The 13,861-nt window shown below is 56.4% G+C and carries 13 protein-coding genes; 8 read left to right on the top strand and 5 right to left on the bottom strand.

Features of this window, described 5'->3' with window-relative positions; all coding sequences use genetic code 11:
* Positions 1–31 precede the first annotated feature (31 nt).
* Positions 32–1,348, top strand: coding sequence for an amidohydrolase family protein (locus tag P8935_RS08765; RefSeq protein WP_348264612.1), 1,317 nt, complete (start codon positions 32–34; stop codon positions 1,346–1,348).
* A 24-nt stretch (positions 1,349–1,372) separates the two neighbouring features.
* A complete protein-coding gene (locus P8935_RS08760) occupies positions 1,373–2,032 on the top strand; it encodes a hypothetical protein (protein WP_348264611.1) in 660 nt (219 codons plus the stop codon).
* A gap of 10 nt (positions 2,033–2,042) precedes the next feature.
* On the opposite strand, the gene P8935_RS08755 is transcribed toward P8935_RS08760, so the two are convergent.
* The 4 genes from P8935_RS08755 to P8935_RS08740 all read right to left on the bottom strand — a co-directional run bounded on the left by P8935_RS08755 (position 2,043) and on the right by P8935_RS08740 (position 6,396).
* On the bottom strand, positions 2,043–2,264 hold the full coding sequence (locus P8935_RS08755) for a hypothetical protein (protein ID WP_348264610.1): 222 nt from the start codon (positions 2,262–2,264) through the stop codon (positions 2,043–2,045).
* Positions 2,265–2,296: 32 nt separating this feature from the next.
* On the bottom strand, positions 2,297–3,448 hold the full coding sequence (gene mqnE / locus P8935_RS08750) for an aminofutalosine synthase MqnE (RefSeq protein WP_348264609.1): 1,152 nt from the start codon (positions 3,446–3,448) through the stop codon (positions 2,297–2,299).
* Positions 3,449–3,684: 236 nt separating this feature from the next.
* Positions 3,685–5,496: an OmpA family protein gene (locus P8935_RS08745; RefSeq protein ID WP_348264608.1), complete on the bottom strand. Its 1,812-nt coding sequence runs from the start codon at positions 5,494–5,496 to the stop codon at positions 3,685–3,687.
* 324 nt (positions 5,497–5,820) lie between these two features.
* Positions 5,821–6,396, bottom strand: coding sequence for an NADH-quinone oxidoreductase subunit B family protein (locus tag P8935_RS08740; protein ID WP_348264607.1), 576 nt, complete (start codon positions 6,394–6,396; stop codon positions 5,821–5,823).
* A 270-nt stretch (positions 6,397–6,666) separates the two neighbouring features.
* On the opposite strand from P8935_RS08740, the gene P8935_RS08735 reads away from it, so the two are divergent.
* The 6 genes from P8935_RS08735 to P8935_RS08710 all read left to right on the top strand — a co-directional run bounded on the left by P8935_RS08735 (position 6,667) and on the right by P8935_RS08710 (position 13,303).
* Complete coding sequence (locus P8935_RS08735) at positions 6,667–8,034, top strand: ammonium transporter (RefSeq protein WP_348264606.1); 1,368 nt, start codon at positions 6,667–6,669, stop codon at positions 8,032–8,034.
* A gap of 71 nt (positions 8,035–8,105) precedes the next feature.
* On the top strand, positions 8,106–8,444 hold the full coding sequence (locus P8935_RS08730) for a P-II family nitrogen regulator (protein WP_348264605.1): 339 nt from the start codon (positions 8,106–8,108) through the stop codon (positions 8,442–8,444).
* Positions 8,445–8,768: 324 nt separating this feature from the next.
* Positions 8,769–8,951: a hypothetical protein gene (locus P8935_RS08725; RefSeq protein WP_348264604.1), complete on the top strand. Its 183-nt coding sequence runs from the start codon at positions 8,769–8,771 to the stop codon at positions 8,949–8,951.
* A gap of 218 nt (positions 8,952–9,169) precedes the next feature.
* Positions 9,170–11,779 (top strand): [protein-PII] uridylyltransferase, encoded by a 2,610-nt coding sequence (gene glnD, locus P8935_RS08720; RefSeq protein ID WP_348264603.1) that lies wholly within the window; start codon positions 9,170–9,172, stop codon positions 11,777–11,779.
* 131 nt (positions 11,780–11,910) lie between these two features.
* Positions 11,911–12,486, top strand: a complete 576-nt coding sequence (gene efp / locus P8935_RS08715) for an elongation factor P (RefSeq protein WP_348264602.1) — start codon at positions 11,911–11,913, stop codon at positions 12,484–12,486.
* Between the two features lie 91 nt (positions 12,487–12,577).
* Positions 12,578–13,303 carry a sulfite exporter TauE/SafE family protein gene (locus P8935_RS08710; protein ID WP_348264601.1) on the top strand — a complete coding sequence of 242 codons (726 nt, stop codon included), beginning with the start codon at positions 12,578–12,580 and terminating at the stop codon, positions 13,301–13,303.
* 208 nt (positions 13,304–13,511) lie between these two features.
* Here the strand turns inward: P8935_RS08710 and P8935_RS08705 are convergent, their stop codons facing one another.
* Complete coding sequence (locus P8935_RS08705; protein ID WP_348264600.1) at positions 13,512–13,784, bottom strand: metal/formaldehyde-sensitive transcriptional repressor; 273 nt, start codon at positions 13,782–13,784, stop codon at positions 13,512–13,514.
* Between the last annotated feature and the right edge of the window lie 77 nt (positions 13,785–13,861).

Genomic DNA, 13,861 nt, shown 5'->3' with positions numbered 1-13,861 from the left:
AAGCTCGCCCCGATGCGGCATATTCGTAGCCATGTTCAACTTCAATTCGATTCGGTCCTTAGAATTCCGCTTCTTCGCGCTCACGGCCTGGGTCGCTTTCTCTTTCATTCTCCCGGCTTCTGCCCAGCAATCCGCAGCATCGTCGGTTCCAGTTGTGTTGCACGCAGCGCGCCTGCTTCAAATTGATACCGGTCAAATTCTGCAACCGGGCGAAATTCTCGTCGAAGGCAATCGTATTCGCGCTGTAGGAAAGAGCGTGGAACACTCTGCGAGCGCTAAAGTCATCGACCTCGGCAATACGACACTGATGCCGGGCATGATCGACGCGCATATTCATCTTTTTCTGCATCCCGGCGCCGAAGACCTGCAGACCGTTATCGAGTCTGTTCCTTGGCGCACTATTCTCGCTGAGAAGGCCGCCAAAGATGACGTCATGGCCGGCTTCACTGCCGAGCGTGATATGGGCACCGAAGGCGCGGGATCAGCCGATACGGCCGTACGTAATGCCATCGATCAAGGCATTATTCCGGGGCCTCGCCTGCGCGTCAGCGGCAATGCCATCGATCTGCTTGGCGGACACGAAGACGCCAATCGTTACAACCCCGCGCAGCACGTGCTCTCCAATGCCGACTATGCCAACTCGGCCGAACAGATCGTCGAGGTGATGCGCGAGCAACATAAGGAAGGCTCTGACTTCGCAAAGATCTATGAGACCGGCGGCGACCGCATGATCGACGGCGTTTTGCACACGCCCTATCAATACACCGCAGCCCAGCTCACCGCCGCCGTCGAGGAAGCGCACCGTCTTGGAACCTCCGTCGCAGTACATGCGATGGGCGAGCCCGGCACGCTCTATGCTGCGCAAGCGGGTGTAGCCTCTATCGATCACGCCACGCAACTCAGCGACGAAACCGTTCGCCTGATGAAAGAAAAAGGAATCTTCGCCGTACCTACCTTCACGATCTTCGACTATTTCGCGCATCATCGCGAATCGCAGGATCAGGCCGCTGCCGAAGCCGAGATGCTCGAATATAAAATCAACGAATTCAAAAAACAGTTAGCCGCCGGCGTCTCCTTTGCAGTGGGTTCCGACGTGGGCCCCTTCCCGCACGGCACGCAGGCACGCGAACTCACGCTCATGGTGCAATACGGCATGAAGCCTCTGGCTGTACTACAGGCGGACATGATCAACGGAGCAAAACTGCTCGGCTGGAAAGGGCAGATCGGCGAACTCAAGCCCGGCTACTTCGCCGACATCATTGCTGTCCCCGGAAATCCGCTTGACGATATCTCCACCTGCGAGCATGTGAGCTTTGTGATGAAGGACGGGGTTGTATTGCGCCAGTAGGCCGAACCTGATTTGGAGTCTTCGATGCGCAACTCGTCGAGCAGATGGTGGTCGTTGATCCTTGTGGTCGTGGCGTCGGGGGTACTTTGCCTGCGTCTCCTCGGGCCGCATTTCACAAGACCGAACGCCGGTTCGAAGATTCAAGATCAGTCTTTGACCAGTCCTCTCAATCAGCCCGGCGGTGGAGAAGTTCCGGCGGAAGCATATGAGGTCTATTCCGCTCTTTACCAGCAACCGCAGGAACCGCTGGCCTTTGCTGAAGACTCGCAGACCGACATTCCCCAGGTGAATGGAAGCTGCTTGAAACCCTCAACAGTTCAGGAATACGAGATAGCTGCGGCTTTTGTTGCCGCGAATGGACGAAGTCATCGATGGGAGAAGAAGTTCACCATACCGGCCCCGTATCTTTTGCTCTCAGGTGCTGCAATCGCAAAGACTCAGGACTGCTTTGCGAGCCGCGGAAAAAACATCGCGGGCTGCCAGGCATATCAATCTCTCCAGCACATCCGTTTCCTTGGCGTTCCCGGGTTTGATCACACTCACACGCGGGCGCTGGTTTCGGTCATCAAGATGTGCGGCAATCAATGCGGAGGCGGTGGAGTCTTTGAAGTTGAGAAAAGCGGGAGCACGTGGAAGCGTTCGGATCAGGCCGATTTTTTCAGCAACTGCAGTTGGATGTACTAGAGCGCAATCGTTACGCTGAGTTCCGCACGGTTGGGGGTTCTTTTTGGCGACGAGTTTGAACCTTTTTCTTCGCTTCCAGAAAGCGCCGGGACTTCACTTCTGCCAGTGAATCTTCTACGCCCTTGCGATATCCACCGAGATAGATGGAATAGAGAATCGCGAGCGAACATCCAATTCCCCAGAAGAATCCGATGCATAACCCTAACAAACCATATGCACTGAAATCAGACATGGCAGCACCGCTTCTTTCTCCGAGGCTGAACTCTATACCGCTACGGTGAAGGTGTCTTCATGGCGCGTCACTGCGTGATACAGCGTGTCGCGTTCGACCGGAACGCGGCCGGCCTCCGTGATTAGTCGGCATAGTTCTTTGCGGGTCATGCCCTGCGGCGTCGTCGCTCCGGCATCGTGATAGATCTTCTCCTCGATAACCGTACCGTCCAGATCGTCGGCGCCAAAACGCAATGCGATCTGCGCAATCTTCGGCGTCATCATCTGCCAGTAGGCTTTGATGTGCGGAAAATTGTCGAGCAACAATCTGCTCACCGCGATTTGGCGAATATCAGTGAGGCCCGTCGTCACGGGCAGATGATCGAGCGGCGTGTTCTCAGGATGAAATGCCAGCGGAATGAAAGTCTGGAATCCGCCAGTCTCATCCTGCAGAGCGCGCAATTTCAGCAGGTGGTCGACGCGATCTTCATCATTCTCGATGTGTCCGTAGAGCATCGTCGCATTCGATTTGAAGCCATGCTTATGCACCAACCGTGCGGTATCCAGCCACTCGTCGCCGTCGATCTTGTGATCGCAGATGATCGACCGCACGCGCGTTGCAAAAATCTCCGCGCCGCCGCCAGGCATGGAATCAACGCCCGCCTCGCGCAGTTTCACTAGCGTCTGCTCGATGGTCAACTTTGACCTTCTCGCCAGGTACGAAACTTCCACCATCGTGAAAGCCTTGATATGCACCTTGGGAAATCGCTGCTTAAGTCCGCTGACCAGATCGAGAAAATATTCGATGGGCAGGTCCGGGTGAAGTCCGCCGACAATATGGAACTCGGTGACTGCCTCGCTGTAACCGGAAGCCGCGGTCTGCCAGGCTTCTTCCAAAGCCATCGTGTATCCTGCCGGATCGCCCTTTTTCCTCCCAAAGGCACACAGCTTGCATGCCGCTACGCATACATTGGTCGGATTGATGTGGCGATTGACGTTGAAGTAGGTGATATCGCCATGCATCCGCTCGCGCACGTAGTTGGCCAGCCAGCCGACCGCAAGCACATCTTTGGATCCGTAGAGAGCTACGCCATCCTCGGCGTCCAGGCGTTGACCGGCGTGAACCTTGGCAGCGATTGCTTCGAGGTGCGAATCGTAAGTGCGAAATCCAGGAAGTTGAGGATTGTCTGTCGCGGCAGCCTGCATAGTTCGATGATACCCAATCCGCACAAAGCATTTTGAGGAGGTTCGCGGATTCCCTGTTCTTAGACTGGCATAAGAGCCGTTTCGCTTTCGAGCCATGAATTTGAAAGCCCGGAGTTGGGCTCATGAAGCCGACCATAGCCTCTCAAAACGAAGAGGTTAGCCGGGAATACCAGCTAACCTCTTCTTGATCAGCTACCGGAACGGTCTTGGCAGATCCGTCCCGCTAGGGTGTAAGCCTACTTCTTTGGCGCTGCCTTTTTCTTGCCGTGTACGGGTGCCTTCTGGTCCAGAAGGGTCGCCGAATCGGCAGCGTTGAAGGGATAGAGTTTCACCGACTGCTGACCAGTGTTGGCCAGCGTGATGTCGACGCGACGGTTCTGCGCCAGATAAATGGTCTGGATCTGGCGAAGGACCTTCTTCTTGTCCTGGTCGCTGATTTCCGGGTTGCTTTCGACGAGAGCCTTCACCTCGTCCTTGGACAGTTGTTGCGACTCGCCAAGGGCCTGAACGTCAATTGCACTTGCGGAGATTCCCTGCGATACGAGGAAGTCCTTGGCACGGTTAACGCGGCGTTCGGAAAGCGCCTGATTATATTTCTCCGTACCGCGCGGATCGGTGTGGCCGGTCAGCGTCAGATGGGCATCAGGCTTGAACTGCAAGTAGCTCTTGAAATCCGTTGCAAGCGTGGTCAGAGTTGTCTGCTGGCTTTCCACCAAGCCGCCCTCGGGATGCTTCTCGCGAGGTTGCGCGGTCGGGAAGAAGATGCTGTGCAGCGCAAGGCGAGCTTCCAGACGCACCTGCTCAGGAGACGGTCCTGGCGGCGGAGGAGGCGGTTGGATGGTGACACTGGTGTTTGCCGTTGCCGTGTGGCTCTTATCATCGGAAACGCTGCAAGTGATCTGCACCGGTCCTGTCTGAGCGCCCGTCGAAGAGTAGGTCGCAGTGGTTCCGCTGCCGCTGATGGTTCCACCTGAAGCCTGGTAGGTGTAGGTCAACGGACGGTTTTGCGGGCTCACACCCTGCGAAGTGATCGTGGAAGAATCACCCGGCTTGAGGTCCGTAGGGTTTGCGGAGCAGCTCAGGGTTGGCGGCTCGAATTCCTTCACGGTAAAAGTCGCGGTGCCGGAAGCACTTTCCCACGGCTTCAGACCTTCCTTACCGGGCTTGCCTTCCTTCACTCCGCAGTTAACTGTGTAGCTGCCCGGCGCCAGGTTCGAGGTGTCGACCTTGGCATTGGTGTCAGTTCCCGTAACTCCGTTGCCCGACCAGCTGTAGATCACATGGTCCTTGGGAAGCTGATTCCCGACTGTCGCAGTTACAGCTACCGGCTCACCCTGGAAAACTGCGGTCGGCTGGGCGGCGCAGGCAATCGTTACCGTTGGCGGGGGCGCCATGGATCCGAAGCTGACCACAACACCGGTGCTCAGACGTGCCATGTTGAGATTCAACCGAGTGACCGGGTACATGTTCTCGTGTGTGTATTGATAGTCGGCCTGGAAAACGCGAATCGCAAGATGATGATCCAGCAACGGCGTGTTGTAATCTACTCCACCGCCCGCGGTCAGCACCATCCCCCACTTGTTGCTCGGGTAGTATGTGCTGCTAACGCTCTCGCCGCCAATCAGCGCATGGACAAAAGGCGTGATGTCCGACGTGGGAAGGCGGACGATCAATCCGCCCGAACCGCCGGCAAATTGGTTATGCACAACGGTGACGTTGTTTCCGCCGTTCTTATGGAAATCACCTTCAATTTGCACGCCGAAATAGTTGCTGAAATAACGTGCAAGACTCACATCGGCGCAGCAAGCAACGGACTTGGCGTCATCTTGCTGAGTCGAGTTGTTAACGAGCGATCCTTTGGGCGCCAGGTAGCTATATCCTGCAAACAAATCCCACTTTGAAGGGGCTGGTGCAGAAGCTGCCTTGGGAGCCGGTGCAGGGGCTGCTGGCGGCTGTGCTGCATCCTGGGCTGCTATGGCTATCGGCATCACGCTCGCACATGCAACGGTCAATGCCAGGCGGGTGATTTTTGAAATTCGAGAGAACATGCGTTTCTCCTCCACAATGCAAAACTGAAACTGGTTTGGAAATGGCACCTCTTACGCGGGCCATTTTCCAGTTGAAAACGATTCGGCTCCCTGCAAATCACAATCCAGAGATACTAGGGCACACCATCAATAAACGTAACATAGTAGGACCGGGCCAGAGCCTACTTTCTGAATAGGTTTACCAACTGGTATACCCGGATTGCGGTTAGGGAACAGCCCCAACATATCTAGACCCGAGCGGTCCAGATAGCGTGATCTTCGGTATGGGTCGAAGACAAAAACAACGCGTACGATCCATCGCCTCCACAGGGGAAGCCTTGGCGGCTACTCCGCATTCAACGTCTTCAACAAACTGCGAGGCTCGCGCTGAATTTTTTCCTGCAAGAGCGTAATCGCATACATCAGTTGCTCGGGACGAGGAGGACATCCCGGAACATACACATCGACGGGAATGACTTGATTGACACCCTGCACGATTGCGTAATTATTGAAAACGCCGCCCGACGTCGCACATGCACCCATCGAGATGACCCATTTCGGTTCTGGCATCTGGTCATAGAGGCGCCGAATCACGGGTGCCATTTTCTGGGCGACCCGGCCTGCAATGATCATCAGGTCCGATTGCCGCGGCGAGGGACGAAAAACCTCTGCCCCGAACCGCGCGATATCAAATCTCGAAGCACCCATTGACATCATCTCGATCGCGCAACAGGCCAGTCCAAAAGTCACCGGCCACACGGAGCTCTTGCGAACCCAGTTCACCGCGAAATCCAGGGTCGTGAGAAAAACGCCTTCCGGCTGCTCGAACCCGTAGTTGACTTCCTGTACCTTGGCCCGGTTTTTCGCGCTGCTCTCGAGCGCCCCGAAGAGATAGCGATCGCGTTCCTGAACAGTCCCCATGGGACTATCTTACCTCTTTCTCGAGCGCATGGATGCCTCGCAACTCTGCAAACCGGGGCCAGCGGGTACGGCTCGCCAAGCACAGGCTGATCGGCAGGCCGGGGACTTTGAATCTCCGCGTTGCAGATGCGTTATCCTTCAATGTTCGCGACAATCTGAGGGAACACGGACGCGAGGGAGGGTGTGTATGCACTCCCCCATCGCTTCGCAGGGTCCTGTCAACTCGCTTTCGGAGCAAGCATGTTCGGTATTCGTTTTCGATTTTTCTTAATGTCACTTCTGCTTGTACCGTCGTCTCTGCTGTCCGCACAGAGTTCCGCTGCGGCGCAAAGTGCCGTGACGCAAGCCGACTTGAAATCCCTTCAAGACGCAATTCATTCCGCGCAGATGAATGCCGACAATGCGTGGATGCTCATCTCCGCAGCGCTTGTGCTGCTGATGACGGGGCCCGGTCTTGCCTTGTTTTACGGCGGACTGGTGCGGCGCAAGAACATTCTCGGCACCATGATGCAAAGTTTCGCAATGATGGGGCTCGTGACGATCATCTGGGCAATCGTGGGATACTCACTGGCCTTCGCTCACGGAACCAGTTTTATCGGTGGATTCGAACATGTCTTCCTCCGCGGCGTGGGACTCGCTCCTAATCCCGATTACGCCGCAACTATTCCCGAGCAGACGTACATGATCTACCAACTCATGTTTGCCATCATCACGCCGGCTCTGATCACAGGTGCGTTCGCTGAACGTATGAAGTTCAGCGCCATGGCCGTGTTTCTTTCCCTGTGGTCCCTGATTGTCTACAGCCCCATGGCACATATGGTCTGGGGCGTCGGCGGATTGCTAAATGCCAGCGGCGGGCGCATTCCTTCGCTGGATTTCGCCGGCGGCACCGTAGTCCATGTCACTTCTGGTATCTCGGCGCTTGTAACCGCAATCTATTTAGGCAAACGCATCGGATATCCCCACACCAATATGCCGCCACATTCGATGGTGCTCAGTTTCATCGGCGCATGCCTCCTGTGGGTTGGGTGGTTTGGTTTCAACGCCGGCAGCGCGCTGGGATCGGGGCCATTAGCGACCAGCGCTTTCATCAATACACACTTTGCGGCTGCCGCTGCGGCACTGGGCTGGACAATCGCGGAATGGATCCACAACGGCAAGCCCACGGCACTCGGCGCCATATCTGGCGCAGTAGCTGGACTGGTCGCTATCACTCCCGCCTCAGGATTCGTCCAGCCCTTTCCGGCTCTATTAATCGGACTTTTGGCCGGAATCTTTTGTTCGTTCATGGTCTTCAAAGTCAAAGGCTGGTTTGGCTACGACGACTCGCTGGATGCCTTCGGCGTACATGGGGCCGGAGGAACTCTCGGCGCTTTGCTTACCGGAATCTTTGCAACAAAACTGGTCAATCCCGCATTCGGCTCCGGTGTCGCCACAGGCGCAATCGATGGCCATTGGCGGCAGATTCTCAATCAGATTGCCGGCATCGCGATCGCATGGACGATCTCTGCCGTAGGAACGGTTGTCCTGCTCTTCATTGTGGATAAGGCAATGGGACTTCGCGTCTCGTCGGAGGACGAGAGCACAGGCCTTGACCTTTCCCAGCATGGCGAGGAAGGTTACGACCTGAATTCCTGATGAAAAGATAGCGCCGGGTATAGCCAACTCTGACCTCCGGCCTGATACGCTACCAACCGAGGCAATCAAGAATGCTCAAGATCGAAGCAATTATTCAGCCGTCCAAGCTCGATGCGGTGAAAGACGCGCTGCTTGAAGTTGGCATTGAGGGTATGACCATATTGGAGGCCCGCGGCCATGGCCGCCAGAAGGGCCATACCGAGTTCTATCGCGGCCGCGAATACACGGTTGACCTTCTTCCCAAGGTCAAAATTGAGATGGTTGTTCTCGACGAAATGAAAGAAAAGGCGGTCAATGCAATTGGTTCGGCCGCACGAACCGGTCGCATCGGCGACGGAAAGATCTTCGTAAGCCGCGTTGAAGAGGCCATTCGCATCCGCAACGATGAACGAGGCGAAACCGCGCTCTAATCAACCTTCCGCATCCCCGCAATCAGCGCGTCAAGTGAACTAGAACAACTTCTTGGCCAATTGTCACCGGCATCGCTCGGTAACAGTCCTTTTCCCGTTCAAATTGGTTACCGACATGGGATTGTTCCGTACCCAAATCGCCTCTATTGTCTGAAATATCACATGCGTCATTCAGAGTTGGGGCCAGACGCAAGGGCTCAATGCCTCCAAAAGGCATTCGTGAACTATTCCCCGCAGTAGAGCAATTCTTTCTGTCACCAGCCCTGTAGAAGTACTGTTCGATATCGATTTCGCAGAGATTTCAGTCGGAGGTGCTTGAACGTCATGAACGAACGCCAGAGTGAAGTTAAGGACTTTTCACCCATCGACTCCCGCGCCAACTTGTTCTACTTTCTTCGAATCACGTCTGGCCTGGTTGCAGGAAGCGGCCGGAAGGCCGTCGTCGACTCCGCACTTTCCGACCGGCCCATCGATGTGGGTCAAAAGCCAAACCGGCTCGCACTTTAGACCTCTGTCCATTCCGTCCCCACAAACTGTCGTCTGCTGCCAGCGCTTTCCCGTGAGCACCAAGCTAAAACCGCCCAAGTGCGATGGTTGAATCCACCCTTCCTTTTATTTTCCCCTCCTTCCGCTCATTTATCCCTCTTGCGGCTGCGACAGACCCGGCATCGTTTATCCTGTTAAAACATCTTTTTGCTTCTGCGAGCCTTTCAAATTAAAAAATCATGAATCCAGTCGCTTTAGCGGTTGACGATCTACGGGATCAGTATCTCCGGGAGATGGCGCTCGTCCGCCAGACTTGTGAGCGGACTGGCGACGGCACCGCAGCGATCCGGCGGCGATCCGCAGTCGTCGACCGCATCCTCATTGAAATGTGGCGCCGAGCCTTCGCCGGCCAGCCCGCACAGAACGTCTCGCTGCTCGCCCTGGGCGGCTACGGTCGCAAAGATCTCTTCCCCTACTCAGACATCGACGTCCTGTTCGCTTTCGCCGACGAGAAGACCGAGGAGCAGACCAAGGAAGCCGTCCGGAGCATCATTCAAGGGATGTGGGATATCGGTCTGCGCGCCAGCCCAAGTTCGAGAACCGTTAAGGAAGCCGGAAAATTCGACCCCGACAATCTTGAATTCACCCTGGCCACCCTTGACCGCCGATTTCTAGCCGGCCAGTTCCCTCTCTATCAGCAGCTTCATCAGACAGTTTTTCCCGGCCTGGTTCTAAGCGAATGGAACACCATCACTCAGAAGTTGGGCGAAATTGCCCGCGCCCGCCACGCCAAATACGGCAACACCATCTTCCATCTCGAGCCGAATCTGAAGGAGTGCCCGGGCGGGCTTCGCGATTACCACCTCGCCGTCTGGTTCGCACTTCTTTTCCACCTCAAGGAAACCAAGGAATGGCCTCGCCAGCGTGGCGGGGTCTTCCAGAGCGCTCGCGGAGACGCCGAAGCCGCCTTTGATTTCCTCGCCGCCGCGCGATGTTTCCTCCACTTCCGCCATGGCCGCGATGACAACACACTCGATTGGCAGTCGCAGGACGAGGCCGCCGCAAACTCCATCGGCCTTGAAACGCGTGGCACCGCTGACCCCGCCTACTGGATGCGGACCTACTACCGGCACGCCCGTGTCATCTACCGCCGCGCCGCACTGCTGATGGAACATCTTCCCGCCCCCGTCAGCTTCTACCGCCAGTTCCGTCGCCGCCGCACTCCCATCGCTGGCACCGACTTCATTCTCGACCAGGGCCGCATCGATATTCTTCCGGGCGCGCAGTTCAGCGATACCGCCGCGATCTTGCGCATCTTCTCGCTGATGGCAACCCACGGATACGCCCTCTCGCAGGCTGCCGAGGACCGCATCACCGACGCGCTGCCCGCGCTGGCTATCCATATCCCAGAAGGCCCATATCTCTGGAACGCACTCCGCGAAGTTCTTTTGGGACCGCACGCCGCGCACGCTCTCCGCACCATGCACGCACTGGGCGTGCTGGAAATGCTGATCCCCGAATTTCACGGCATCGATGCGCTCGTAATCCGCGACAGCTATCACCGCTACACCGTCGACGAGCACACCTTCCTCACCATCGACAATGTTCATAGCCTGCGGCAGCCTGCACACGACTACGAGCAGCGTCTCGCTCAACTGCTTCCCGAAATCGACCGTCTCGATTTATTCCTGCTCTCGTTGCTGTTGCACGACACCGGCAAAGGCCGGCGCAGCGGCGAACACACCGGCCAGAGCGTAGAACTCGCCGACAGCTTTATGGCGCGGCTCGACTTCGACACCGAAGAGCGCGATTCCGTGCTCAAGCTCATTCGCCTCCACCTCGAGATGTCTAATGCCCTGCGCCGCGACATCTTCGACGCCGAGAATGTTCGCGCCTTCTCCGAGAAAATAGGCAGTCCCGCCCTCCTGAAGATGCTGACGCTGATGACCTACGCAGATATCAAGGCCGTCAATCCCGAAGCGCTTACTCCGTGGAAGGCCGAAAACCTGTGGCAGCTCTACATGGCCACCGCCAACTTCATGGATCGCAGCGTGGACGAGGTCCGATACCACGCGGCGATCGATCCAACCCTGCTGAATCGCATTCGCTCGATGGTGCCTCCCGCGCAGTACGACGACCTCAAACAGTTTCTCGAAGGCCTTCCGCAGCGCTACCTTCAGACCCGCCTCCCCGAGCACATTCGCAACCACTTTCAGCTCGCCGCCAATCTCGATAAAAATCCCGTTCAACTCGACCTTCGACCGCACCGCCAGCTCTTTGACCTCACGGTGATCGCTCGCGACCGCAGCCGCCTGTTTGCCGACGTGGCCGGTGCTCTCGCTGCTTGGGGCATGAACATCGTGAAAGCCGGCGCCTTCTCCAACGATGCCGGCGTGGTGGTCGACAGCTTTCAGTTCACCGACGTATTTCGCACAATCGAGTTGAATCCCAGCGAGAAAGATCGCTTCCTCGATTACGTCCACGATGTCGTCGCGCAAAAAGTCGCTGTAGAGCAGATGCTGGAAGCGCGGCGCCACGCAAGCAATACCTCGAATGTGAAAGTTGAAGTCGCGACGCGCCTGCAATTTGACTCGGAATCCTCTACCCATTCCACGCTGTTGCAAGTCGTCGCGCAGGATGTTCCCGGCCTGTTGCGCCAGATCGCGCTCACCCTCAGCATTCACAAGTGCAACATCGAGGTTGCGCTTATTGACACTGAAGGCGAAACCGCCATCGACGTTTTTTATCTCACCGAGGGCGGCGCCAAACTCAGTAACGAAACGCAGCACGCCCTAGCCGGCGATCTGACTGCCGCGATCAATCAGCTCCGCGCTCCTGTAGGCGCGTAAAGCACGTTCTCATCGATTAGCTATCGGTCTTCAGTCGGCACCATCCTTGGGGAACTTACGCATTACCTTGTCTTAGAATCACGCTCGCCGATCCATTAAGATTGAGAACGACGCTCTAAAAAGGAATCCGCATGGCCGCACTCATCGATGCAATCGACATTAAGCGCAAGATGTACTTTGAATTCGAAAACGCTCCCTACTACTGCCTTGACGTGGAAGTCTCCACTCCCACCGCTCGCGGTGGCCAGACCCTGGTCCGATTCAAGATGCGCAACCTGCTCACACGCGCCGTCTTCGACAAGACCTTCAAGGCCGGAGAAAAGTTCAAAGAGCCGGATCTCGAGACCATTGAGGCCTCCTATCTCTATTCCGATAGCGATGCATCGTATTTCCTTGACCAGGAGTCGTTCGACACCATTCCGCTGACGGCCGAAAAGCTTGGCGATGCCCTCCAGTTCCTCACCGAAGGCCTGATCATCAAGATCGACAAATTCAATGGGAACCCGATCGGACTCCAGTTACCCGAAAAGGTGGAGCTCGCAGTCGCTTATACAGAACCAGGCGCACGCGGCAATACCGCCAGCGGAGCCGTTACCAAGCATGCGCGACTTGAAACCGGTCTGGAAATACGAGTTCCCTTCTTCGTTGAAGAGGGTGAAAAGGTGAAAGTCTTCACTGAAACGCGCGAATTCGCCGGCCGGGCCTAGCACTCAGTGCTTGAATAGGCAGGTCGTGTTTTGTCTTCGACCGGCAAACTCGACAGGCCGCGGATTCATTCGCCTTACTTGGTAGAGCCTCATGCATGAATTCCTTCGGCTCTCACTTCTTGGCTTAGCCGCATTCGTTGCGTCACTGCTGGCCGCCGTCACCGGATTCGGCGGAGCTGCTGTCCTGCTGCCTGCGCTCGTATTCGTCTTTGGCGTCCGCGAAGCCGTGCCAATCCTCACAGTCGCGCAACTCATTGGCAATCTGAGCCGGGTTTGGTTCAACCGCCACCGCCTCGACCTCCGCGTCGTCGCGTGGTTCGCACTTGGCGGCATTCCCATGGCCTTGCTCGGTGGATACCTATTTGCCCATGCACCCTTGGTTGTTTTAACGAGGGCGTTGGGCGCTTTTCTCATCCTCATCGTTGTGCTCAGGCACTTGCCCAAACTGCCCGCAATTAAGCCATCGCTGAAGTCCTTTGCATTGATCGGCGCCGCATCGAGCTTTCTGTCAGCTTTATTGGGAAGTGTTGGCCCACTGATGGCTCCGTTCTTCCTGGCCTATGGCTTGGTGAAGGGCGCATACATCGGGACCGAGGCTCTTTCGACCGTAGTGATGCATGTTGCCAAGCTCATCGCATATCGCGGATCGGCGATACTCTCACTCCACGCAGTCCAAACAGGAGTTGCCATGGGACCGATCATGGTGGCGGGATCTTTCGCAGGCAAGCGCATTGTGGATCGTTTACCGGAGCGGGTGTTTATCGCCACCATCGATTTGACGCTGCTAATCGCAGGGGCGATGTTCCTGAGAGGATGAAGCAAACTGCGAGGCGCTTCTCTCTTCTCCGTCGTGCAGGCGCCCGAGAGAGTGAGAGAGAGCGAGAATGCCGAACCCCGGCCCTGCGCCTTGAGTTGTTGGTGTACGCGGCGAGGCTCCGACCATTTCTCGGCTTGCCAAACAAATCAACAGAGCGTTAACGTCTTCCGCCAGCTGCGGCCTCTAGGATATTGGCGAGACGATGCATCTACTTCAAATAAGCGCGCACCAGGTCTATAAGATCCTCAGCAAGTTCAGGAGCAATCTGCTCTTTGGCGCCATCGACGAGGTGGAACCGAATATGCGTCTCCATAATCTCGCCCATCAAGCCGTTGACGCCGCCGCGGACCGCTGCAAGCAGCATCAGTTGGCCGCCGCAGTCTTCATCGGATGTCACCAGTCGTTCCACCGCGTCAAGTTGGCCCCGCAATCGGCGCACCCGCTGTTGAAGCTTCAATTTTTCTCGTTCATGCAGGGACATAGATATCACCTCTTGCCATATACCCACCCCCGGTATAGTATATACCGTATGGGGGTATGCATCACTTAATTTATCTT

The sequence above is a fragment of the Telmatobacter sp. DSM 110680 genome (genome assembly GCF_039994875.1).
Lineage (GTDB): Bacteria > Acidobacteriota > Terriglobia > Terriglobales > Acidobacteriaceae > Telmatobacter.
The sequence above is the reverse complement of the archived record's forward strand: the minus strand, read 5'-3'. Positions and strand labels throughout refer to the sequence as shown.

What these genes read in the sequence shown, in the direction of transcription:
- P8935_RS08705 (WP_348264600.1), bottom strand. Translation starts at nt 13,784, where the DNA reads ATGTCCCTGCATGAACGAGAAAAATTGAAGCTTCAACAGCGGGTGCGC.
- P8935_RS08760 (WP_348264611.1), top strand. Translation starts at nt 1,373, where the DNA reads ATGCGCAACTCGTCGAGCAGATGGTGGTCGTTGATCCTTGTGGTCGTG.
- P8935_RS08730 (WP_348264605.1), top strand. Translation starts at nt 8,106, where the DNA reads ATGCTCAAGATCGAAGCAATTATTCAGCCGTCCAAGCTCGATGCGGTG.
- P8935_RS08765 (WP_348264612.1), top strand. Translation starts at nt 32, where the DNA reads ATGTTCAACTTCAATTCGATTCGGTCCTTAGAATTCCGCTTCTTCGCG.
- P8935_RS08745 (WP_348264608.1), bottom strand. Translation starts at nt 5,496, where the DNA reads ATGTTCTCTCGAATTTCAAAAATCACCCGCCTGGCATTGACCGTTGCA.
- P8935_RS08710 (WP_348264601.1), top strand. Translation starts at nt 12,578, where the DNA reads ATGCATGAATTCCTTCGGCTCTCACTTCTTGGCTTAGCCGCATTCGTT.
- glnD (WP_348264603.1), top strand. Translation starts at nt 9,170, where the DNA reads ATGAATCCAGTCGCTTTAGCGGTTGACGATCTACGGGATCAGTATCTC.
- P8935_RS08725 (WP_348264604.1), top strand. Translation starts at nt 8,769, where the DNA reads ATGAACGAACGCCAGAGTGAAGTTAAGGACTTTTCACCCATCGACTCC.
- mqnE (WP_348264609.1), bottom strand. Translation starts at nt 3,448, where the DNA reads ATGCAGGCTGCCGCGACAGACAATCCTCAACTTCCTGGATTTCGCACT.
- P8935_RS08740 (WP_348264607.1), bottom strand. Translation starts at nt 6,396, where the DNA reads ATGGGGACTGTTCAGGAACGCGATCGCTATCTCTTCGGGGCGCTCGAG.
- P8935_RS08735 (WP_348264606.1), top strand. Translation starts at nt 6,667, where the DNA reads ATGTCACTTCTGCTTGTACCGTCGTCTCTGCTGTCCGCACAGAGTTCC.
- P8935_RS08755 (WP_348264610.1), bottom strand. Translation starts at nt 2,264, where the DNA reads ATGTCTGATTTCAGTGCATATGGTTTGTTAGGGTTATGCATCGGATTC.
- efp (WP_348264602.1), top strand. Translation starts at nt 11,911, where the DNA reads ATGGCCGCACTCATCGATGCAATCGACATTAAGCGCAAGATGTACTTT.